This is a genomic window from Streptomyces sp. NBC_01384 (genome assembly GCF_045040035.1).
Classification (GTDB): domain Bacteria; phylum Actinomycetota; class Actinomycetes; order Streptomycetales; family Streptomycetaceae; genus Streptomyces.
Genome location: NZ_CP109560.1, coordinates 474,563 through 495,337, shown reverse-complemented (window position 1 = coordinate 495,337; position 20,775 = coordinate 474,563). Strand labels below are relative to the sequence as shown.

Here is a 20,775-nt window from a genome sequence, read left to right as displayed (position 1 = left end):
TGCGACGGAACCGGGCCGATGACCCGGACCGGCGGACTGTCCCGCCGGCTCCCTTCGAGCCTGCCGCCACTGTCAGGGCGCCAGGAACCTCGCATTCGACCAGTAACCGCACGGTCCTGGAGGTGGTGCCCTGGCAGGGTCGGCGCCGGACCCCTGTCATCCGACAGGTCCGCGCGCGGGCGCAGCCACCCCGCGGTCCTGGGTGACTGCTTCTCCTGCCCGGTGCCGGGAGGGACGGCGTCAGGCCCTGTCGGCAGCCGGGTCCGCGATCGGGTCGGTGTCCTGCAGGGCGTCGCGCAGTGCGGCGCGGGAGGTGACGCCGAGCTTGGGGTAGACCAGGCCCAGGTAGTAGCCGACCGTGCGGGGCGACAGGTGCAGGCGGTCGCCGATCTGCCGGTTGCTGAGCCCCTGCGCGGCCAGGTCGGCCACGTCGCGCTCGCGCGCGGTCAGCGGATCCCCGGCGGGACGCGAGATGGAGGGGCGTCCGGCGGCGCGCAGTTCCGCTTCGGCGCGGGCCGCCCAGGGCTGCGCTCCCAGCGCGCGGAAGACGTGGAGGGCGGCGGTCAGTTGGGTGCGGGCGCTGGTGGTGGCGCGGTTGCGGCGCAGCCATTCGCCGTGCAGGAGACGGGTTCTGGCCAGGTCCAGCGGCCAGTGCTCGGCGCCGGGAACCTGGGTGGCGGCGGTGAAGAGGCGGTCGCCGTCGGCGGGGTCGGCCAGGGCGGTGGCGGTGCGCACGAACAGGTCGGTGCGCGGGGACAGCCGGGCCAGGTTCGCCTGGTGCAGGGCGCGGACGTGGGCGGCGGCCTGGTCCTGGCGGCCGGTGCGCATCGCGGCCTCGACCAGGTCGACGGTGACCAGGACCGCGTGCGGCACGTGGGAGGGCAGTTCGCCGGGCGGGCAGATGGCGGTGGCGTGCTCCCAAGCTTGTTCGAAGTCGCCCTCGTTGACGGCGACCTGGAGGCGGACGTGGATGGCGTGGCGGGCGATCGCGCGGGCGTCGCGGGGCACGGCCCAGGTGCTGAGGTTGTCGGCGAGGTCGATGGCCTCGCGGTGGCGGCCCTGGCCGGCGGCGAGCAGGGCCAGGGTGTAGCGGGCGGTGTAGGCCAGGAAGGTGTAGCCGTGGCTGTCGCAGAACGCGAGCGCTTCCTGGGCCTGCTGCTCGGCGTCCGCCCAGCGTCCGGTCCACACGTCCTCGGTGGACATGATGGCCATGGACTTGATGCCGGAGGTGATGGCGCCGCCTGCGCGGGCGTCGCGCTGGACCCGCTGGTATGCCTCGCGGCAGTAGGCGGTGCGGTGCAGGTTGATCGCGGCCAGGCCGACGCGGATGACGCGGGTGGACTCCTGCTCCCGGGGCAGGTCGCGGATCAGCGCGTCCAGGTGGGCCAGGACCGCGTCGGGGGTGCGGACCGGGTCGGAGACGGTGTAGCCGCACGCGGTCAGGACGGTGGGCGGCTCGGGGCGCAGCCGGGCCAGGGCCCGGTGGAACGGTGGCCACAGGTCGGGCCGGCCGCCGGTCCAGCAGATCATCAGCAGCGTGTGCAGCGCGCCCAGCAGGAGTTCGTCGTCCGCGCGCAGTGGGTCGGGCAGGGTGTCGAGGGCTTCGGTGAGCAGGCGGTGGGCGGTGGTGAGGTCACCGTCGCGGTAGAAGAGCACGTGCGCGGTGGCGACGGCGGCCTGCCAGGAGCGGTCCACGCCCGGGTCGATCCGCCGGGCTTCCTGCAGCATGCGTGAGGTCTGGTGGAGTTGGCCGGTCACGTCGGCGCCCAGGTAGGCAGCTTCGACCAGGCGCCGGGCCCGGCCTGCGGGCTCGGGGCTGAGGTCCGCGGCCCGGGACAGGGCGGTGACCGCCCCGACCGCGTCGCCGCGGCGCAGCAGGCGGTGCGCGGAGTCCTCCAGCAGGACGGCGGCGTTCTCGTCGGGGCCCAGGGTGGCCTGGGCCAGGTGCCAGGCGTGCTGGTCGGGGAAGGCGGCGCGGGCCTGCGCCAGGCGCTGGTGGGCGCGGCGGCGTTCCTCGCCGCCGGCCATCTCCACGATGGCGGCGGTGACCAGGGGGTGGGGGAAGGTCAGCTGCAGGGTGTGGGGGTCGATGCGCAGCAGTCCGGCCGCCTCGGCTGGGGCGAGGTCCTCCAGCAGGGTGGCGCTGCGGTCCGGGTCCAGGACGCCGGGGTCCCCGGTGCCGTCCAGGACCGCGAACAGCAGCAGTTCACGGGCACGCGGCGACAGGGGGCCGATGCGGGAGGAGTACAAGGCGAGAAGTCGGCGGGTCAGGGGCAGGACCGGGGGCAGGGCGGCCAGGGCGGCGCGCTGTGGGCCGGTGAGCGCGGTGGGCAGTTCGCGCAGCGCGAGCGGGTTGCCGTGGGCCTCCTCGACCAGGCGCGCGTACACCGCCTCGGCCAGGTCGGGGAAGTGACGGCGCAGGAACTGTCCGCATGCCTCGTCGTTCAGGGCCCTCACGGTGATGACGGGCGCGCCGAGGCGGTCGGCGACCTCCTCGCGGCCGGTGCGCGCGGCGGCGAGCACCGAGACGTGGCCTGCGGTCAGGCGCCGGGTGAGGAACCCCAGGGCGGCGACGCTGGGTTCGTCCAGCCACTGCACGTCGTCGACGACCAGTAGCAGCCTCTGGGGGCCGGCGCTGCGGGCCAGGAGCTCACGGACCGCGTTGAAGATCAGCAGGCGGTTGACCGAGGGCCCCTCCCGCAGGCCGAGCGCGACCTGCAGCGCCTGCTGGTACTCCTGGTCCAGTTCCGGCAGCACCTCGCGCAGCGGCAGCAGCAGTTGGTTGAGTCCGGCAAAGCCCAGGTCGGCCTCGAACTCCAGACCCGCCAGGCGCAGCACCCGCATCCCGCGCCCGGCCGCCACTTGGGCGGCCGCGTCCAGCAGCGCGGTCTTGCCCATTCCGGCATCGGCGGTCAGCAGCAGGGCCTGGCCCTCGTCAGCGGCATGGTCCAGGAAGGCATCGATCTCCCGCAGTTCCCGCTCCCGGCCCAGCAGGGTCTCCTGGGTGCGGCGGCTTGGAGCGTGCACGGTCTCGTCCATGGTGCGGGGTGACAGCCCTTCGCGTTTGGGGGGTCCGGCAACGGCGGGATCGGCGGGGCGCAGGCGACAGTAGCGAGCGCGTCAGCGCGCGGGCTCAACCCGCGGCGTCCTTGCCGCGGTGACGGGTCCTGCCGTGGTGGGTGCTTGGGCGCGTGCGCGGACCATAGCGAGAGCGCCGATGAGGACCATCCAGCCGTTGGCCGGGTAGGAGGCCAGGCGCTCGGCAAGGCCGGCGCCCAGCGGGAGGTGGGTGGTGAACTGCCCGGTGATCGACAGGGTCGCACCGATCAGTCCGAGGCGGCCCAGCGCCAGACCGGCGCGCTCCCACGGGCGGCCCAGCCCGCCGCCGCGCCGGCTCAGCAGCAGGACGGCCAGGCCGCCGCAGGGGATGTTCAGCGCGCCCAGGGAGTGCAGGGCGATGTTCGTATTCTCCGGGGCCAGGCCCACCAGCACCTTTCCGGCCGCGGAGGCGATCCACAGCCAAGTGGCGACGGTGACGGTGCGCCGCTTGGCCCACAGCGGTCGCAGCAGCACGATCCCGGCGGCGGCCAGGACACCGGAGACGACGAACGAGACGTTCATGGTGGTGTGGGCCGGTGAGCACACATAGGCCGCTTGCCCGTGCGGGGTGGAGAACGGGCCGCAGGCGGTGTTGCCCAGGTCGCTGATGAAGTTCCGCGTCCAGCTGTAGGGGGTGTTCCACTGGGCTGCGACGACGACCTGGCAGACGAAGTACTGCAGCACGCCCAGGAGCCACGCGGCGGCGCCCCAGCGGATCCGGGCTGCGGGGAGAAGCGATCGGGCCATGGGAGAGCGTCCTAACGAAGTGCGGCGGGGCCGGGTCCTCGCCGTGTCAGCGGGACATCCTCATTGGACTGCGCGGCGCGGTACCGCCAACACGACCTGATCGGCAGGGCACACGACAATCCGTGCGAGGGGCCCCTGCCAGCTGCGGACTGCGGTGCGTCTCGGCGCGGACGTCTCGGGCGGCGGGTGCTACGTGTGTGTCGTGCCCGTGTGGGGACGGGGCAGGTCGTTGCGCCACTGGGCGGGCGTCAGTCCGTGTTCGCGGCGGAACGCGCGCTCGAAGGTCCGCAGTTCGGAGAAGCCGACCGACGCGGCGACCGCGGCCACGGTGCGGCTGGGGTGGGCGGGGTCGGCCAGCAGGCGCCGGGCGGCGATCAGGCGCTCGGTACGGATGAAGTCCGCCGGGGTGGAGCCCGCCTTGGCGAAGACCGCGTGCACCTGGCGCACCGAGATGTGGTGGCGCCGGGCGAGTTCGGCCACGGTCAGCGCCGGATCGCCCAGGCTGGCGCGGATGTGGTCGCGCAGGACCTCCACCAGGATGTCGTCGGCCTGCACGGAGGGCGCCATGCCGCGCAGCGTCATGGCGAGCAGGTCGATCGACGCGCGGGCGGCGTCGCCGCGCTGCGGGGCGGTGAAGCTCCCCGCGACCTTGTGGAGCTGATCGAGGTACATGCGCAGCAGCTGCAGGGACGGGGAGTCCAGGGGAATGGACTGGGCCAGTCCCTGGGAGATCTCGTTGCCGCGCAGCGGCAGCAGGTCCCGGGGAATCTGCAGGGTCAGGCTCTCCCCGGTCTGCGGGTAGTTCAGGTCGAAGGGGGTGCCGGATTCGAAGAGCACCGCTACCCCGGGGGAGATGGACGCCTCACGTCCGTGCTGTTCCAGTGTTCCGGCGCCGGACAGGTGGATGCACAGCATCAGGGTGTCCATACCGTCGCCGCGGGCTATGCCCTTGCGGGTGGCCTGGATACGCAGGGGGCGGGTTTGGAACGTGCCGGCTGCGATGCCGCCGCCCAGGTCCGACAGCGTGGTGCGGCAGTGGAAGTCCTTGGGCACCGCAGCGAGTGCGGGCGCGAACGAGGAGGCCGCGTACTGCTCCAGTTCCTCGGCCGAGTGTGACTCGTAGACCTGCACGGCGCTCGGCCTCCCCATGACGATCGCATGATCCTAACTCGCGCAACGCTCGACGGCGCGCCCGCGAGCAGGGGGGCGGCGGCAGGAATCGCCGTCGGCTCTGCACCTCACGTCGTGTCCCGCGGTGCGGTGCCGGCCGTCCAATGGCTGAAGAAGGAGCCCCGCCGTCGGGCTCCGCCGAGGAGAGGACTGCCATGCTCACCCAGGTCCAGGTGACCCGCTGGGTCGGCGCCTACGTCTATGCCTGGCGCACCGGACGGGCCGCGGACATCGGGGCGCTGTTCACCCGGGACGCCGAATACCACCAATGGCCGCAGCCGGCCGACTGGATCGGTCGGGCGGCCATCGTCCAGGGATGGCAGGAGAACGCTGCGGTGCAGCCCGGGGGCAGGTCCTTCGACTGGGAGGTCCTGCTGGTCAACGGTGACACGGCGGCGATCAGAGAGGTCCGCGTCGATTCCGGCCTCGGCACCTTCCTCACGCTCCTGGTCGTCACCTTGGACGACCAGGGCCGGGCGAGCGTGCTGCGGGTGTGGAGGAACCAGTTCTGACCGGCGCCAACCGCGCCGATGCCAGGAAATTCGACGCCACCGGCGTACTGCATCCCGCCACTGCCGTTCCTACGGCTGCCGGCGCTGCTCCCGGGCCGCGACGCACCTCATATTCGCGGGTCCAGGCAGCATGTGTTGATGAGTGTCCGCTGACAATGAATCGGCCTCGGCGTCACGGCGGATTCGCCGGTAGAGAGCGGGCTTGTCCGTGCCCTTCGACTTCCGGGCGGTGCCTCGACGACGCGGTGGGAGAGATGGTCTGGCGTCGGCCAGGACGCGCTCGAGCACTTCTGGCGAGTGTCCAGTCAGGACAGAGAGCCGTTCGAGCCGGGGCTTTCCGAACCAGTTCGGCGACGCGGTGAGGACCCCATGGAGGTAGCTGGGCTTGAGGTAGTTGGCGCGGGCCAGGCGGCGGATGTAGGAATCGGTGCTCTCGCCGGGCTGGAGGCGGACCCGGACAGGGAGCCGTGCGAGTGGATCGAAGGACCCGAAAGGGCTGGTCATCGCTGGTTGCGGGGCTTGGTCCGGGGCCGGGTGGTCTCGGCGGTGTGGTCCAGCGGGACGGCGTCGAGGCTCTTCTTCGTGATCTTCTCGGTGCCGGTGAGGATCGCGTCGATCGCGGCCCCTCGGATCTGGTGGGATAGGGCGCCGATCATCCCTCCGGTCCGGTGGTGCAGGTAGCGGTCCAGGCCGGTCAGGGTGCCGGGGGTGTGGTCGTGCACAGGGGTGAAGGTTGCTGCTGACCGCGAGCGCCGGGTTCTGTCTCCCGGTCGTGTCTTTTCCTCAGGTGCCGTCAGCTCACGCGTTGTTCGGCGAGGTCCAGCCAGTGCTCCACGTCCGCCGGGGTGAAGTGTCTGATGGCCCAGTCGACCATGCGAAGGCTCATGTGAGCCCATGCGGGCCGCAGGATGTCCTCGGGGAGCGAATCGAGGACAGCGTCGAGATGTTGTGTCACCCCCGGGTCGGCTTCCTTGGAGTGGATGCCGAAGCGCAGGGTGACCAGGTCGAATCGCCGATCACCGCGGGCGGCACCGTCCCAGTCGATGACGCCGGTGATCGCGCCGCCGGTCGCCAGGATGTTGCCGGGGTGGAAGTCCATGTGCACAGCGTCGTGCCCGGCCATTCGAGCGGGGTGGTCCGCGCCGACAGCGGCGATCCAGTGTTCGAGCGCGGCACTGCGGCGGTTGTGCTGGCGCAAAGGGTCGTGCAGGCAGTAGCCAGGCCCGTCCTCACGCAAGTGAAACTCCACCGTTGGAGTATCGGGGCGGTCGGCAAGCCGATCGGCCTGCAACCGGTTGAGTTCGAGCGCCTGATCCAGGCTGCGGTGGTCGAGGTGGTCGATCTTCGTGCCCGGCAGGAGCTCTTGCACCATGACCACCGCGTGGCCAACCTGGGCGATCAACTCAGTAGCCGGCGCCGGATAACCTGCCAGCCGCAGCACTTCAGTAACGGCGAGTGGCCCTGCCTGCATGTCCGCCGCCTGGCTATGCGGTCGCCACTTGAGGACGGAGCGGTGATCGTCGGGCCAGCGCACATAGGCTGCTCCGACTTGCCCGCCTGGGCAGGGGCCATCCAGAGTCAAGCGGACACCGGTCTGGGCGTGCAGGGCATCGACCGTCCGGGCGGCATCGAGCCGCTCAGCACGCGCCCAACTATGCGGTGGAGAAGTCACTGGGCCGATTATCGCTGCACGCCTCGCAGCCGTCAGACTGACAGGCCACTTCACCGTGGTTTTCGTCCGCGCGGATCTCTCCGGCCGCTGCGACCACATGCTCCCCGAATGGGGTCAGTCTCATGCCCTCTCTGTCGGCCTTGGGTGAGACGCCCCGTTTCGGCGGGTTGGCCTGAGAGGGCACGACAGGAGATTCACCCCCTCATGACCAGCACCAAACGCTGCTGGAGTACTGGGATGCGTTCGCTGCGCAGGGCCGGTTGATGTGCTTGGCATGGACACCGAGACCTCGCTGATGCAGGTGGCGCAGCCCCCGTGCGGTGGGGTTCCTTCCACCGCACGGAGGCTTGCCGTTGCCCGGATTCCAGTGGGGCGTGAACCCCCGCTCGTGGGCGGCGCGTCCAGCGGTTACTGGGAGGCGGGGTTGTCGATTTCGAAGCCGTCGAAGGTGGCGTAGGTGCCCGAGAGCTTGGTCACCACGATGGTGTGGACGCCGGAGGCGAGTGCGGTGCTGGTGTAGACGGCAGCATCGGCGTGGCGCGCACCGTCGGCAGGCACCGTGTCGACGACGGTGGCGGGTCCGCCGTCGATCGACACGCCGATGTTGCCCTGATCGGTGAACTCCTCACCGAACACCTTGATCCCGGTGCCGATGAACGTGTAGGTGATGCTGCTGCCGTCGGTCGTCGCGTAGTGGACGTCGTCGTCGTGGTCGCCGTAGCCTCGGCTTCCCAAGTAGTCCCAGGTGCTGTAGACGATCGACGGATCGGTGTCGTTGAGGCGTGCTGCGGCCGGCGGGGTGCCGACGTAGACGAGGACGGCTGTCGACGGCTTGGACGTGGCTCCGTCCTTGTCGGACTGCGTGGCGGACAGGGGCTGCTGGCCGGGCGAGGAGTCGGTGAGCGTGCACGACCAGGTGCCGTCGGCGGCAGCGGTTGCGGTGCAGCCTGCCGGGTTCGCGCTGTCGGTGACCGCGACGGTGTTGCCGGCCACCGCTGTACCGCGCACCGTGAAGGTGTCCGCCAGGCCGGTGGTGCCGCCCGTGGGGGCGGTGATGACCGGACGGGGTACGTAGGTGCCGACGGTGACGTCCGTGCCGTCGGCACCGGTCGGTACCGTGGCGATCAGGAAGCCGGAGGAGATCCACTGGACGTCGGTCGCGCGCCGGTCGCGGAAGTACACCGGGGTGCTGGGCGAGAAGCCGGCTCCGGCGATGAGGACCCGTTCGGTTGAGGAGCCGGCGGCGACGGGCGTCGGCGCGGAGATGTAGCTCGGTTCGAGGGGGAGGCCGCCCACCAGCGACCGGTGTCCGTCGGTGACGCCCGCGTGGGCGAGGAGAGAGACGGGGATGTCACCCGGGCCCGGGGACGCGGGGATGGTGGGGTTGTCGTTGACGTGGGAGTCGATCGGCGGCGTGCAGAAGTAGCTGCCCGCGGGGTCGGAGAAGTAGTTGCCGGTGACCCAGAAGTGGCCGGTGGCCGAGCAGCCGCCCTGGGCGCCGAGTGCGGCCAGCGGGTGGAACTCGACGTTGCCGCTGAAGCTGATCCACTCCGAACCGGCGTCGTCGTAGAAGGCGTTGAAGCGCGAGCCGTCGTTGTAGACGACGTTGCCGGTGACGTGCAGGCCGTGCGCCAGGGTGGCCGTCGCGTCGATGGTGCCGTCGGCCTGATAGACGTACTGCGCCTGGTGGCCTTCCATGTAGATCGCGCCGCCGTCGTCGAGGACCTGCATGACGTCGAAGATCAGGTTGTCGCTGATCGTGTTGTCGGCGTTGATGTTGGTCGAGTTCTGCGGATGGTCGGCTTCGTCGACGTGGCCCTGGATGACGCCTGCGGTGATCCCGGTGTACGGCAGGTCGTAGAGCTCGTTGTGCGTGATCGTGGCGTGGCGGCTGAACAGCAGCGTGATGCCGCAGGCCGAGCGGTAGTCGGTGCCGACATCGTGGATCACGTTGTTCGAGACCGTGGTGTGGTCCAGGATCTCGTTCGTCCCGACCTGGTCGGCCTGCACGGTCTTCGGGTCAGGGGTGCAATGATCCTTGATCACCGAGGCCGGCGTGGCGGTGGGAGTCGGGTCGTACGTGCAGCCCAGTGACAGCGCGGTGGAGGCGATCCCGGTGAACTCGTTGCCGTCGATGACGTTGTGCGATCCCCCGTACATGAAACTCAGGCCGGCGCCCCCGAGGTTGACGAATCGGTCTCCGGTGATCGTCACATGACTGGCCCCGGTGAAGGCGACGTTGGCGAGGGGCTGGGTGAGCGCGCCCCACGGGCAGCTGCCGGCGGGTGTGGAGAAGGTGCACAGCCCCTGGTTGTTGGCGCCGGTTCTGTGCAGGTTGCTCTGCACGTCGGCGAAGCCCGCCGGTGACGAGGGGGCGTTCCAGGTGGCGTACGAGAACTGGAGGCCCGCGAAGGTGATGTCGTGCAGGGGCCTGGTCAGGCTGCCGGCACCTTGCACCAGCTTCTCCAGCCGGGGCAGTTCGACGTCCAGGCCGGCCATCCGCTGACCGCTCTTGGGCGTGTAGTAGAGCGTGTCGGTGGCGCTGTCCAGGAACCACTGACCGCGCGTCAGAAGGCTGCGGGCGCCCCGGATCGTGGCCGGCAGCTGTGAGGTGGACATCGACGGCAGGCCGCCGGTGCCCTGGCTGAACGGGGCGATGTCGGTGACGTTGGTCCAGCAGGGCTGGTCCATGACCAGCGTGCTGCCGGACATCCGTGCGACCCCGCACTTGGAGTCGGTCCACGCGCCGTTGCCCGCGGGATAGTCGAACTCGACCTGCGCCAGTTGCGCGGGCGTGAGGTGTGCGAACCAGGCCAGGGCCGCGGCGTCGTTCGACAGGTCGTACCCTGTGGCCGACCCGGCCCAGTTGCCCGTGAAGTGCAGGGCCGCCGGGGTGGCCTGGGCGATGGGGGCTTCCCTGCCATCCACGTAGAGCTGGCGGGTGGCGCTGCCGTGGGGCACGTGTGCGGCCCACACACCGGTACTCCCCACCTCGCGCCAGGCGGTGACCTGGGAGGCGCCGGAGATGACAGGGTGGGCGCCGGGCGCGGCCTCCCACACCACGGGGTGCGCGGGCTTGCCGGAGTCCTCCGTGCCGAACTTCCACGTCTTGCTCAACCGGTAAGTCCCGCCGAGGAGTTCGACCCTGGGGCTCACCGGGTTCCGGCCGTGCTCAAGAGCGCGTACTTCGGCCTGCGCGGTGGTCAGGGAACAGGGATTCCTCGATGTGCACGCCGCACCGTGGCCGTCAGGCGCTGCCCACAGCACCGATGCGGTGGCGGCCCGCGCCGGACTTGCCGACACGCCCAGCGCTCCCGCGCCGACCAGTCCGAATGCGAGTACAGAACCGAGGATCTTGCACGTCGACGCCATCCATTTCATGACCGCTCCGGGATCCGTCAAGCCGCGGGCATGCCCGAAGGGAGACCGAGACATCCGATGAATGGAGTCAACCTGGCAGCCTACGCTTGACGCTGTCAACGGGTTGTATGCGGTTCGATGCAAAGGAAGCGGCCTCCGTGTAGGCAAATCCGGAGCAATGGATCGGATGTATGGAAGGTTTTGCGTGCCGGAGACGACAGGCGTCCCGCCCGCGAGTCGTCCGACCGGCGCCAACGGCAGGTCCTCGGGCGCGGGGATGTTCCCGCGCGTGAATTGACACAGAGTTGTGTCGGCAACGGCTGAATTTGGTTCAGGCACGGATTTCGTGAAGCCGATCAAGGGCCGTCACGGTCTGTGGTCGATGGCCAAGATTTGTACGGACGGCTGTGCCGTGCAGCCTCGGTCGGACAGAATGCTGGACATGACGACTTGAAGAGCACCGGCCGGGCGGCAGCACTGGCGCAAGGTCGGGAGCGGCTGGTCCGTTCTGGACGGTGAACGCCGGATCTGTGCCGCATACGGGACGCCCGTCCGCTCGTACCAGTACCGCTTCTATCCGCCCGAGTCCTCCATGTTCGAGCGCTGCATCGGGTTCGCCTGGTGCTCAACTTGCAGGATCTACAACGTGCGCACCGGTCATCGTGGCCACCAGGCTGCGCAAGGGCTCGGCAGGCTCCGGCAAGGGCGCGGCGAGCCTGCTACGCGAGGCGCTGGCCACCGTGCGGGCGATGGGCATCACCGCCCAGATCATCGTCCGCGCCGATTCCGCGTACTTCTCCCACAAGGTCGTCCAGGTCTGCCGCACAGCCGGTGCACGGTTCTCGCTCGCGGTCGCGGTCAGGAAGAAGATCCGTGAGGCGATCGCGGGCATCGCCGAGGACGCCTGGACGCCGATCAGGTACGCCGCCGCCGTCTGGGACGACGAGGAGGAACGCTGGATGCACCAGCGGGGTCTGCTTGTTCGTCGCGGCCGACCAGCCGACGATCCGGCGGGAGAAGGGATCCACGACGAACGCGACATAGACGGTGCCGGACCAGGTGGCCACATAGGTGAAGTCCGCGACCCAGACCCGGTTCGGGGCGCTGGCCACGAACTGCCGGCCCAGCCGGTCCGGGGCCCGCTCCGCTTCCCTGTCCGTCACGGTGGTGACGATCTTCTTCCCGCGCACCGCTCCCGTGAGGCCCTCGGCCTTCATCAGGCGCTCGACGGTGCAACGGGCCACTCGGTGGCCCCGGCGCTTCAACTCGGCCCAGATCTTGCGGGCTCCGTAGACGCTGTAGTTGTCCCGGAAGATCTCCACGATCAGCGGTGCCAGTTCCGCGTCCCGCAGGGCACGGGCCGACGGCGGGCGCTTCTTGTGCGCGTAATAGGTGGACGGGTGGATGCTGCAGTCATGCTCGGAGAGCGTTCTGCAGATCGGCTCGACTCCGCCGAAGCGGTCCCGGTGCTCGTCGATGAACGCTACGAGCGTGTGTGTGGCCGGTCGAGCTCGGCCGCGAAGAAACCCGCCGCAGCCTTCAGGATCTCGTTCGCCCGCTTCAGCTCGGAGACCTCCCTCTTGAGGGCCTTGAGCTGGGCGGATTCCTCGGTCGTGGTGCCGGTCCGGGCGCCGGCGTCGACCTCGGCCTGACGCACCCAGTTCCGCAGGGACTCCGGCCCGATGTCGAGCTTCGCTCCGATCGAGCGGATCGCCGCGGACTCGGTCTTGTACTGATCACGAGTCTCCAGGACCAGACGCACAGCCCGCTCCTTGAGCTCCTTCGGATATTGCTTCGCCATAACAGACTCGATCCCTCCAAAAGATCGAGCCTCGATCAAACCCGGAACGGTTCAGGGAGCGGAAGTACCTGTGGCGGGCCGTCGACCAGGGCGGCAACGTGCTCGACATCCTCGTGCAGAGCCGCCGGGACAAGGCCGACGCCGGCGCTTCTTCCGCAGGCTGATGAAGAAGTCGCGTGCGGTGCTCGCGAGTGATCGTCATGGACAAGCTCCGCTCCTACGGCGCGGCCCACCGCGAGGTCATGCCCTCGGTCGAACACCGCTCACACAAGGGCCTGAACAACCGGGCCGAGAACAGCCACCAGCCCACGCGGCAGCGTGAACGCGCGATGAAGGGTTTCCGCAGCGGCGGCGCGGCCCAGCGGTTCCTGTCCGCGTTCAGCGGCATCTCACCCCACTTCCGGCCCCGCCGCCACCTGATGACCGCCCCCGAACACCGAGCCGAGATGACCATCCGCTTCGCCATCTGGGACCAGATCACCGGCGCTGTCGGCCGGCCCACCACGGCCTGAACACAGGCCCGGAACGCGGGCCCACCATGCCCCGACGCACCGTCAGACGCTTACACGTCCAACAAGGTGACAGCGCCCTCCGTCCTGCTCACCCAGTCCGGAGGTACTCCAGTAGAAGTCCCCGTCAGCCGCATGCGCGGACACCGGCAGCGCCGGCAGAGCGGCCGCCAGTAGTCCCGGGCCGGCCGCTCGCACGATTTTCACGCCAATCATTTCCACAGACTCCAGCCTTTTCGAATATTTTTCATGCACGCCATCTACCGATGAAACATCGAATTAAGAATCCAATTCCCGAGGCGTACTTTGGTTTCCTTGCTGCAGTGCACGTTGGTGCCATAGACGGGCATCCCGGAAATCTTCTTCGGGCATTGATTCAAATCATTGCAGAGCTGGTGGAAGATATCCAGGTAATGCACCCCAGGATACTTCTTGCTAAATTCTAGAAGAATCCCGGACAGCAAGACCGCCACCGAGCCCGGGACATGCGTAAAGGTAGACCCGAAGACGTAGACCGGAGTCCGCCTTTGGGAGAGGATCCGGATGGTCCGGTCAAGATTGGTGACAAACCTCCTCCGTGCTTCGTCGTCGCGAATCGTCACCCGCTTCCCACCCGGGGCGATCTGCTGCTCGGCCACATCCCACTGGACGCTCAGCAGAACCGCGTCCGGACGCACCTTGTCCATCAGGGCAGGCCACTCGACCTCCCAGTTCGGACAATTTCGGTTCGGCATCGGATTGATCGGCTTACGGATCCCGCAGGCGAGTGCCGAGGCATCCTTGACTTGCCCCTTTCCGGCAAAGGCCGCAGCTATCCCGGAAGCCGCATCCCGCGCCCAGGAATCTCCGACCACCAGCACTTTCTTCCCTTCCGCACCCGGCAGGAGCGTGGGATCCCCCCACGGGGGGAGGCCGGTATTACGCAAGGATGGAGATGTTTCAGGGAACAAGCACGGAGCGGCATAGCAGGGAATATCCGAGCGCACCGGCTTGAGTTCTTGAATAACCCCGGGGACTCCATTCGGCCAACCCGAAATACTGCCCGCCAGGCACAGGGAAACACCTTTCAGCACTTGAAGTACAGGCATTATCGCCAGTCCCTCCGGAGGAAGACAGCACGCAGTTCATCAGCAGGTTCCGAGAACTCGGATAACGACCTCAGAGCGTACTAGGGGGCAGCTAGACAACCGCCCGACACGACTCGGCTGTACGGTATTTCACCGGATCGGGCCAAGCCGACCGGAAGGCTGCCTCCGGATGGTGCACCAACGGGCGCGCCAGAACTTGGCAGTAGCGGCCGGACAGCTAATGTCCTGATGAACAATCCGATTGCTTCCGAGTCGGCGCGGGTTGTCGTTCCGCCTGATTACAGCGCTTCCGCACGCGGAATCCGCAAACGCCGTCCGACGATGACGGACTCCCGAGAATCCAGGTGGGTAATCATGGTGCGAGGAAGAATTCGCCAACTCGGCGTCGCCGGAGTGGCCGCCGTGCTGGCGTGCGGTTGCACTCCATACCATGTGGAGAAGAACACGACGACACATATTGGTGGTAGGGGACTCCCGGTCCGCCAGCATCGGTCAGGGTATGAGCGAAGTCGGGGCCTCTCACAACGCCATCGTGAACGCGGGAGTCGGCGGCTGCGGAATCCTGCTGCCCGTGGGCAAGGAGACCCCGGAGACATGTCGCAAGTGGCCCACCCAGTGGCCCTCCTATCTGGAGAAGTACAAGCCCGATGCCACCTTGTTGACAGTCGGTTTCTGGGATGTCACCCCGCAGCGGCTGGCAGGCGGCGAAGAGGCCATCGATCTCACCTCGCCGACCCACGAGACGGGCACTGTCACGTGGGCGGATGGCGTGGGAGGATCCTCGGGTTGATCATGCTGGAGGGGGATCGTCCGCGGGGAGCACGTCGCCGTCGTACAAGGGGCACCGGTACCCGCTCGCCCACGCCTTCCTCGCCGCGATGGCCGTCCAGGAACGCGAAAAAGGGGTGCCGAGGTGGACACGCGCCCGACCTCGTGGACCTCACACCCGCTGAAATCCGCCGTCTGCTGGCAGTTAAGCCCCGCCACCATCCTCCACGCAGCGACCACGCGGTGAGCTGGTCCCGCTGGAGGCGCCGCCACCAAGCGTGTGCCCGACGCTGTCACTACATGCGGCGCGGGCACACGTTCGCGGGACGGCCCCCGGCAAGACCGTCCCGCACCCGCCGCGCACCCGCTAAACTCCCCGCCGCCAGGCCGTTGACCAGGGAAAGTCTAGAAGTCCGGCTGGAGTACTAAGCCACTGCCAGTCGGTGAACGATGTCGAAAAGCCGGGTGTGGGAGAACCGCGTGCCCGCTTTGCAGCTGCGGGGACTGGAATTGGAGCAGCAGCCATCGCACCACTCCCCGATTTTACACAGACTCCGTGCGTGAACCGAATCCCCCGCGCTAATCGAACTTCACGTACTTGAAGACGTGCCCGAACTCACCGGGACCGATGGTGCTCTGGACTTCGCCCCGGCAGCTGCTGGACTGGTACGAACGAACCGTCCGGTCCGTGTTGTTCGACGCGTAGAATGGGGAGTTGTTCCCGACCAGGGAGTAACAGCGGCCCGACTTTGGGGAGGACAGCACTCCGTCCATCGCACCCACTCCGGAGGTGCTCCAGGAGAATTCCCCGTCCGCCGCGTGCGCGGGCGCCGGCAGCAGCGCCAGCAAGGCGGCCGCCAGTAGCCCCGGGCCTGCCGCTCGCATGACCTTCACGCCATTCATTTCCACAGACTCCAGTCTTCTCGATTATTTCTCATGCAATGCTTCTACATGGAACATGGAATTGAGAATCCAATTCCCAAAGCGCGCTTCAGATTGTTTACTGAGATGACTGGGGCCGTAGACGGGAATCCCGGAAATCTCTTTCGGGCATTGATTCAAATCGTTGCAGAGCTGGTGGTGGGTATCCAGGTGATGCACTCCGGGATACTTCTTACTGAATTCCAGAAGAATCCCGGAGTATGCGACCGTCACCGAGCCCGGGTGATACGGGCCAGGCCATCCGAGTAGGTACACCGGGGTCCGCCTTCGGGAGAGGATCCGGATGGCCTTGTCGAGACTGGTGACGAACTTCCTTCTCGCTTCGTCGTCGAGAATCGTCACGGGCTTCCCGCCCGGTTCGATCGGCTGGACCATCGTGTCCATCTGGACGCTCATCAGAACCGCGTCTGGACGCACCTTGTCCATCAGGTTAGGCCAGTCGATCTCCCAGTTCGGACAATTTACGGAACCCGTCCTGTGTTGAACGCGGATCCCGCAGCCGCCTTTCGCGGCATCCGTGACTTGCCCCTTTCCGGCAAAGACCTTGGAAATCCCGGCGGCCGTAGCCATCCCCCAGGAATCTCCGACCACCAGCACTTTCTTCCCCTCCGCGCCCGGCAGGAGGGTGGGGGCGCCCCACGGGGGGAGGCCGGTGTTACGCAAGGCTGGGGATGTTTCAGGGGCGAAGCATGGAGTGGCATAGCAGGGAATGTCCGAGTGTGTCGGCTCTTGAGCGATCTCGGGGGTGCCACTGAGGCAGCCAAAAATACCGGTTGCCAGGCACAGGGAGACGCCTTTCAGTACTTGAAACGCGGGCATTTGCGCCAGCCCCTCCAAGGAAGGAAGTACACAGTTCACCAGTAGATTTCGAGAACTCAACGAACCAGAGGGTACTGGGGAGGAGTGGCTGGACGACTGCCCAACACGGCGAGGCTAGACGGCATTACACCCGATCGGCCCTGGGTGACCGGAAGACTGCCACCGGATGATGCATCGACAACGGGCGTGCCAGAACCTCACGCCAGCGGCCGGACGGCTAACCTCTTGATGATAAATTCGATTGCTTCCGAGGTAGCGCGGGTGTCGTTCCGCCTGATTACAAAGCTTCTGCGCGCGGAATCCACAAACGCCGTCCGACGATGACGGACTCCCGAGAATCCAGGTGGGTAATCATGATGCGAGGAAGAATTCGCCAACTCGGCGTCGCCGGAGTGGTCGCCGTGCTGGCGTGCGGTTGCGCTCCACAACATGTCGAGAAGAACACGACGACACGTTCCGGCGCAGTCCCGGCCCATGCCGGTGAACCACACTACGGGGCAGCAGTTCCCCCTCTCGGTTCCCCTTCTCTCTCCCCCGCGGTGACCGGGAAGACCGTACTGGTGGTAGGGGACTCCTGGTCCGCCAGCATCGGGCACGGTATGAGCGAAGTCGGGGCCTCTCACAACACCATCGTGAACGCGGGACTCGGCGGCTGCGGAATCCTGCTCCCCGTGGGCAACGAGACACCGGAGGAATGCCGCAAGTGGCCCACCCAGTGGCCCTCCTATCTGGAGAAGTACAAGCCCGATGCCACCCTGCTGACAGTCGGTTTCTGGGATGTCACCCCGCAGCGGCTGGCAGGCGACAAAGAGCCCCGCGATCTCACCGCACCGGCCCACGAGCAGGCCTTCCGTAACCGGCTGAACCAGGCGATCTCCATTCTGACCAGCCGGAACACCCCGTTGTACCTGATGACTTCGCAGCAGGTCGGCAATCCGAAGTACCGTGCCTCCGCCCTGGTGATGAACCGGGTCCTCCGGGAAGCCGTAGCGAGACATCCCGGTGTGCGACTGCTGGATCTGCGCGGCCAGTTGTGCAATGACGACGGGTGCCCCAAAGTCCTCGTAGGAACAAAGGTCTACGACCCGACCGCCCACCCCACCAAACCCGCCCGCGCGCGGCTGGCCAACTGGGCTCTGAACGCAATGTTCACCAAGGACGGTGCCTGAGGTGTCGCTGGCCCTTGAACAACGTCCGGCCACATCGGGAGGAGAGACTTTCCACGGGAGAATCGACGCTATCGACGGCCTGCGGGCCGTCGCCGTCGTGGCGGTCATGGCGTTCCACTATGGGATCGGGCTGGACGGCGGATTCCTCGGCGTCGACCTGTTCTTCGTCATCTCGGGGTTCGTCATCACCCGCTTGCTCCTGACGGAACGAGCCCGAACCCCGCGTCCTCCGCTGAGGAGTTTCTGGTTCCGGCGGGTCAAACGACTCCTCCCCGCCGTCCTGCTGGTGGTCGGAGCCGTCCAGACGTGGATGCTCCTGGAGGATCCTGCGGGACTGCGTCCCACCGTCAACGCTCAGACGCTGGCCGCCCTCACATATACGTCCAACTGGTACGCGATTCTTGGACACGTCGACTACTGGGACGCGACCCAGGAGCAGGCTCCGCTGAACCACCTGTGGTCCCTGGCCGTCGAGGAGCAGTTCTATCTCCTGTGGCCCCTTCTTCTGATCGGGCTCACCACCTGGGGGGCGCGACGGGTCCGCCATCCCCACCGGCTTCTCCTCGCAACCGCGGCGGTCTGCTACCTGCTGGCGTACCTTCTCTACCTCCCCGGCGCCGAGGACCGCGCCTATCTGGGCACCGACACCCGGGCCGGGGCGCTCCTGCTCGGAGCCGTCATCGCGTTCCGCCCGGGTCTGCTCTCCCGCTTCGCCTGGCCGGCGGTGGCGGTCCTCGGCTGGCTGTGGTGCACCGCAGACATCGCCTCAGCCGCGTTCTACGCCTGGCAACTGCCTCTGGCAGGGATCGCGGCGGCCGCGTTGATCGATACCGTCGCGCACGCAGAGCGGTTCCGCAGGGCACTGTCGTCCCGCCCGCTCCTCTGGCTGGGGCACCGCAGTTACGGGCTCTACCTGTGGCACTGGCCCGTATGGACCTACGTCGGTGTCGACCACCCGGAGTGGAGCCAGGTGACGAAGGTGTCCGTGGCCGTCTGCGCGTCCGTTCTGCTCTCCGCGGCCGGCTACCGACTGATCGAGCGTCCCGTTCGTGTCTCGGCATGGCGTGCCCGGGTGCTTCTTCCGGTTCTGACCGTCTGCTGTGTCACGTTGGCCCTGGTTACCACCATCCCCACCGCCGATCCTGTGGACGCCCGCAACGGCCCGATCGTCACCGGACCAAACGCCCCAGGCGGGACGGACAACTAGTGCTGGATTCCTCAAACGGTGTACACGTATCGGCGCCGTAGTCGGCGGGTTGGCGGTGCGGGTCTGCCCCAGACCCAGGGGCCGGCCCGGGAGTTGAGCTGGCTGGTTGCCAGGGTGGTGGCGTGTTCGATGTCGTCGCGGTTGCCGAATGACCGGCCGGCAAGAGCGGCGTTGCGGAAGATGCGCCACCAGCCTCCCTGCAGGTTGAGCCAGCACGCGCCGACGGGGATGAAGGTGTGATGGATGCGGGGATGGTCCTCCAGCCAGGTCCGGGTGGACAGGCTGTTGTGACTGGACAGGTTGTCGGTGACGATCCAGATCTCCCCGTCCGGGTTGGCGTCCTCGATCAGTTGCAGGAACTGCTGGTAGAAGACGCTGTTGCGGGAGGATGCGGTCATTGTCCCTCCCCTCATAGCGTGGAGTCCGTGATTGCAGGGGAAGTTGGGGTTTATGGGGTCCATGCAACGGACGTACGCGCCTGAGTTTCGTGAGGGTGCTGTACGCATCGTGATCGAGACGGGCAGGTCGGCCCCGGAGGTCGCCGAGGAGCTCGGTGTGCATTCCGGCACACTGCACAGCTGGGTGTCGCGGTGGCGGTGCAACGGGTCGGCGTCGTCCGAGCGGCCGGCCGAGCCCGCGCCGGGGGGACGGATGCGCGAGGCCGAGCGCGCCGAGCTGGAGCGGCTGCGGCGGGAGATGAACGAGAAGAACGAGCGGATACGCGAGCTGGAGATGGGGCGTGATGTCCTCAAGCGGTGCATGGTCCTCTGGGCGATGTGACCGAGACGGACCCGGCCGCCCTGGCCGCGTTCATCGGTAACCAGAGGACCGCGCACCGTGTCCCGCACCGTCTGGCCTGCCGGGTCCTGGAAGTGTCGGAGTCCTGGTTCTACAAGTGGCGCGACAAGCCCAACACCGCGCGGGAGGTCCGGCGCGGACGGCTGGCCGACGCGATCCGGCAGATCTTCGAGAGCTCCGGCGCTACCTACGGTTCCCCGAGGGTCTGGCTCATCCTGGTCCGCGAGGGCTGGAGGGTCTCGGTGAACACCATCGCCCGCCTGATGTCCGAACTGGGCCTGGCCGGACGGAAGATCCGCCGCCGGCGCGGGCTGACCCGGCCCGGCAAACGGTCGGCGGCCCCGGACTTCGTGCGGCGGGACTTCACCGCGGACGCTCCGGACCAGGTGTGGTGCGGCGATATGACCGAGATCACCACCGGTGAGGGCAAGCTCTACCTGGCCACCGTCATCGACCTGTTCTCGCGCCGGCTGCTCGGCTACGCGATGGGGGCACGCCATGACGCCGAACTGGTCGTGGCGTCCTCCTGGATCACCGGCTTCTACAGCGCACACCGACTACACAGCGTGTGTGGGTATCAGAGTCCGATCGACTACGAGCACGACCATCGAGCCAACTCCGCCTTGGAGCTGGCCGCTTAGAAGATCCCCACAGTTCGACGGGATTGACATTCGGCCGTTCCCCTGGCTCCGAACAGGCCGCTGCACACCGGGCCCCTTGAGGCGTTCGACAAGGCCAGTGCCGGTATCTACCTCATCGACATCCCGGAGTGGCCCCGCACGGACATGCCGCACCCGCTGGGACGGGCCATCGACCGGCCCCGCCGAACCGATCCCTGACCACGTCAAGGACGGCCAGTACGAGATCAGCGGCTATGTCACCACCGGCACGGACCGGCGCGAGCGCGGAACACGCGACGCCGCGCCCCTGCGCATCGATGGCGAAAGGGGCGACTGGGACGAGATCGAGGAACTCTGGGTGGCCGGCGAGCTCAGCGACGACGAGTTCGAGGACCACTTCATCGAAGACGTCATCGAGCAGGACATCGGCGCAGGCACCGACGGATGGCAGTTCGACGGAGACAGCTACTCCGTTGAACTCAGGTAACACCAGA

19 protein-coding genes and 3 pseudogenes are annotated in these 20,775 nt (G+C 67.8%); 9 read left to right on the top strand and 13 right to left on the bottom strand.

From position 1 onward, the window contains the following. Positions 1–240 precede the first annotated feature (240 nt). The 3 genes from OG747_RS49880 to OG747_RS49870 form a co-directional block, all read right to left on the bottom strand. Positions 241–3,027 (bottom strand): AAA family ATPase, encoded by a 2,787-nt coding sequence (locus OG747_RS49880; protein ID WP_331765098.1) that lies wholly within the window; start codon positions 3,025–3,027, stop codon positions 241–243. Between the two features lie 93 nt (positions 3,028–3,120). Further along, positions 3,121–3,846 carry a DUF998 domain-containing protein gene (locus OG747_RS49875; protein ID WP_331744094.1) on the bottom strand — a complete coding sequence of 242 codons (726 nt, stop codon included), beginning with the start codon at positions 3,844–3,846 and terminating at the stop codon, positions 3,121–3,123. 189 nt (positions 3,847–4,035) lie between these two features. Beyond that, complete coding sequence (locus tag OG747_RS49870; protein WP_331744096.1) at positions 4,036–4,995, bottom strand: helix-turn-helix domain-containing protein; 960 nt, start codon at positions 4,993–4,995, stop codon at positions 4,036–4,038. A 176-nt stretch (positions 4,996–5,171) separates the two neighbouring features. Here OG747_RS49870 and OG747_RS49865 point away from each other — a divergent pair, with 176 nt between their 5' ends. Then, positions 5,172–5,528, top strand: coding sequence for a nuclear transport factor 2 family protein (locus OG747_RS49865; RefSeq protein ID WP_331744098.1), 357 nt, complete (start codon positions 5,172–5,174; stop codon positions 5,526–5,528). A 69-nt stretch (positions 5,529–5,597) separates the two neighbouring features. Here the strand turns inward: OG747_RS49865 and OG747_RS49860 are convergent, their stop codons facing one another. The 4 genes from OG747_RS49860 to OG747_RS49845 all read right to left on the bottom strand — a co-directional run bounded on the left by OG747_RS49860 (position 5,598) and on the right by OG747_RS49845 (position 10,581). Beyond that, positions 5,598–6,032: a TniQ family protein gene (locus OG747_RS49860; RefSeq protein ID WP_331744100.1), complete on the bottom strand. Its 435-nt coding sequence runs from the start codon at positions 6,030–6,032 to the stop codon at positions 5,598–5,600. Then, positions 6,029–6,250 carry a hypothetical protein gene (locus OG747_RS49855; protein WP_405886315.1) on the bottom strand — a complete coding sequence of 74 codons (222 nt, stop codon included), beginning with the start codon at positions 6,248–6,250 and terminating at the stop codon, positions 6,029–6,031. The genes OG747_RS49860 and OG747_RS49855 overlap by 4 nt, the downstream gene beginning before the upstream one ends. Positions 6,251–6,321: 71 nt before the next feature. After that, positions 6,322–7,200, bottom strand: coding sequence for a phosphotransferase (locus tag OG747_RS49850; protein WP_331765095.1), 879 nt, complete (start codon positions 7,198–7,200; stop codon positions 6,322–6,324). Positions 7,201–7,608: 408 nt separating this feature from the next. Further along, on the bottom strand, positions 7,609–10,581 hold the full coding sequence (locus tag OG747_RS49845) for an Ig-like domain-containing protein (protein ID WP_331744102.1): 2,973 nt from the start codon (positions 10,579–10,581) through the stop codon (positions 7,609–7,611). Between the two features lie 494 nt (positions 10,582–11,075). Between OG747_RS49845 and OG747_RS49840 the strand changes: the two are divergent. Next, positions 11,076–11,423: pseudogene (locus OG747_RS49840) on the top strand (transposase); the annotation flags it as partial. 102 nt (positions 11,424–11,525) lie between these two features. On the opposite strand, the pseudogene OG747_RS49835 reads toward OG747_RS49840, so the two are convergent. Both OG747_RS49835 and OG747_RS49830 read right to left on the bottom strand, forming a co-directional pair. Next, a pseudogene (locus tag OG747_RS49835) lies at positions 11,526–12,038 on the bottom strand (IS3 family transposase); the annotation flags it as partial. Between the two features lie 5 nt (positions 12,039–12,043). After that, on the bottom strand, positions 12,044–12,361 hold the full coding sequence (locus OG747_RS49830; RefSeq protein WP_331744104.1) for a transposase: 318 nt from the start codon (positions 12,359–12,361) through the stop codon (positions 12,044–12,046). 98 nt (positions 12,362–12,459) lie between these two features. Between OG747_RS49830 and OG747_RS49825 the strand changes: the two are divergent. Further along, positions 12,460–12,873 (top strand): annotated as a pseudogene (locus OG747_RS49825) (DDE-type integrase/transposase/recombinase). 257 nt (positions 12,874–13,130) lie between these two features. Here the strand turns inward: OG747_RS49825 and OG747_RS49820 are convergent. After that, the gene (locus tag OG747_RS49820; RefSeq protein ID WP_331744106.1) at positions 13,131–13,958 is read right to left on the bottom strand and encodes an SGNH hydrolase domain-containing protein; all 828 of its coding nucleotides are present in this window, start codon (positions 13,956–13,958) and stop codon (positions 13,131–13,133) included. Positions 13,959–14,457: 499 nt separating this feature from the next. Between OG747_RS49820 and OG747_RS49815 the strand changes: the two genes are divergently transcribed. Beyond that, on the top strand, positions 14,458–14,748 hold the full coding sequence (locus tag OG747_RS49815; RefSeq protein WP_331744109.1) for a hypothetical protein: 291 nt from the start codon (positions 14,458–14,460) through the stop codon (positions 14,746–14,748). A gap of 557 nt (positions 14,749–15,305) precedes the next feature. On the opposite strand, the gene OG747_RS49810 is transcribed toward OG747_RS49815, so the two are convergent. Beyond that, positions 15,306–15,629 (bottom strand): hypothetical protein, encoded by a 324-nt coding sequence (locus OG747_RS49810; protein ID WP_331744113.1) that lies wholly within the window; start codon positions 15,627–15,629, stop codon positions 15,306–15,308. Positions 15,630–15,653: 24 nt separating this feature from the next. Beyond that, complete coding sequence (locus OG747_RS49805) at positions 15,654–16,505, bottom strand: SGNH hydrolase domain-containing protein (RefSeq protein WP_331765092.1); 852 nt, start codon at positions 16,503–16,505, stop codon at positions 15,654–15,656. A 302-nt stretch (positions 16,506–16,807) separates the two neighbouring features. On the opposite strand from OG747_RS49805, the gene OG747_RS49800 reads away from it, so the two are divergent. Next, positions 16,808–17,656, top strand: a complete 849-nt coding sequence (locus tag OG747_RS49800; RefSeq protein WP_405886313.1) for an SGNH hydrolase domain-containing protein — start codon at positions 16,808–16,810, stop codon at positions 17,654–17,656. A 106-nt stretch (positions 17,657–17,762) separates the two neighbouring features. Further along, entirely contained in the window at positions 17,763–18,863 is a 1,101-nt protein-coding gene (locus OG747_RS49795; protein WP_405886311.1) for an acyltransferase family protein, read from the top strand. An 11-nt stretch (positions 18,864–18,874) separates the two neighbouring features. Here the strand turns inward: OG747_RS49795 and OG747_RS49790 are convergent, their stop codons facing one another. After that, positions 18,875–19,261: a transposase gene (locus tag OG747_RS49790; protein ID WP_331744122.1), complete on the bottom strand. Its 387-nt coding sequence runs from the start codon at positions 19,259–19,261 to the stop codon at positions 18,875–18,877. Between the two features lie 52 nt (positions 19,262–19,313). Between OG747_RS49790 and OG747_RS49785 the strand changes: the two genes are divergently transcribed. From OG747_RS49785 to OG747_RS49775, 3 genes are all read left to right on the top strand, one after another. Next, the gene (locus OG747_RS49785) at positions 19,314–19,643 is read left to right on the top strand and encodes a transposase (RefSeq protein WP_331744124.1); all 330 of its coding nucleotides are present in this window, start codon (positions 19,314–19,316) and stop codon (positions 19,641–19,643) included. After that, on the top strand, positions 19,640–20,302 hold the full coding sequence (locus tag OG747_RS49780) for an IS3 family transposase (protein WP_331744127.1): 663 nt from the start codon (positions 19,640–19,642) through the stop codon (positions 20,300–20,302). Before OG747_RS49785 ends, OG747_RS49780 begins: the two co-directional genes overlap by 4 nt. 97 nt (positions 20,303–20,399) lie before the next feature. Continuing rightward, the gene (locus OG747_RS49775; protein WP_331744129.1) at positions 20,400–20,768 is read left to right on the top strand and encodes a hypothetical protein; all 369 of its coding nucleotides are present in this window, start codon (positions 20,400–20,402) and stop codon (positions 20,766–20,768) included. Positions 20,769–20,775: the final 7 nt, after the last annotated feature.

Excerpts from the sequence above, each read along its gene's own strand:
- OG747_RS49860 (WP_331744100.1), bottom strand. The coding sequence starts at position 6,032 with ATGACCAGCCCTTTCGGGTCCTTCGATCCACTCGCACGGCTCCCTGTC.
- OG747_RS49800 (WP_405886313.1), top strand. The coding sequence starts at position 16,808 with ATGACGGACTCCCGAGAATCCAGGTGGGTAATCATGATGCGAGGAAGA.
- OG747_RS49785 (WP_331744124.1), top strand. The coding sequence starts at position 19,314 with ATGGGGTCCATGCAACGGACGTACGCGCCTGAGTTTCGTGAGGGTGCT.
- OG747_RS49795 (WP_405886311.1), top strand. The coding sequence starts at position 17,763 with ATGGCGTTCCACTATGGGATCGGGCTGGACGGCGGATTCCTCGGCGTC.
- OG747_RS49810 (WP_331744113.1), bottom strand. The coding sequence starts at position 15,629 with ATGAATGGCGTGAAGGTCATGCGAGCGGCAGGCCCGGGGCTACTGGCG.
- OG747_RS49865 (WP_331744098.1), top strand. The coding sequence starts at position 5,172 with ATGCTCACCCAGGTCCAGGTGACCCGCTGGGTCGGCGCCTACGTCTAT.
- OG747_RS49870 (WP_331744096.1), bottom strand. The coding sequence starts at position 4,995 with ATGGGGAGGCCGAGCGCCGTGCAGGTCTACGAGTCACACTCGGCCGAG.
- OG747_RS49830 (WP_331744104.1), bottom strand. The coding sequence starts at position 12,361 with ATGGCGAAGCAATATCCGAAGGAGCTCAAGGAGCGGGCTGTGCGTCTG.
- OG747_RS49875 (WP_331744094.1), bottom strand. The coding sequence starts at position 3,846 with ATGGCCCGATCGCTTCTCCCCGCAGCCCGGATCCGCTGGGGCGCCGCC.
- OG747_RS49845 (WP_331744102.1), bottom strand. The coding sequence starts at position 10,581 with ATGAAATGGATGGCGTCGACGTGCAAGATCCTCGGTTCTGTACTCGCA.
- OG747_RS49815 (WP_331744109.1), top strand. The coding sequence starts at position 14,458 with ATGAGCGAAGTCGGGGCCTCTCACAACGCCATCGTGAACGCGGGAGTC.
- OG747_RS49790 (WP_331744122.1), bottom strand. The coding sequence starts at position 19,261 with ATGACCGCATCCTCCCGCAACAGCGTCTTCTACCAGCAGTTCCTGCAA.
- OG747_RS49820 (WP_331744106.1), bottom strand. The coding sequence starts at position 13,958 with ATGCCTGTACTTCAAGTGCTGAAAGGTGTTTCCCTGTGCCTGGCGGGC.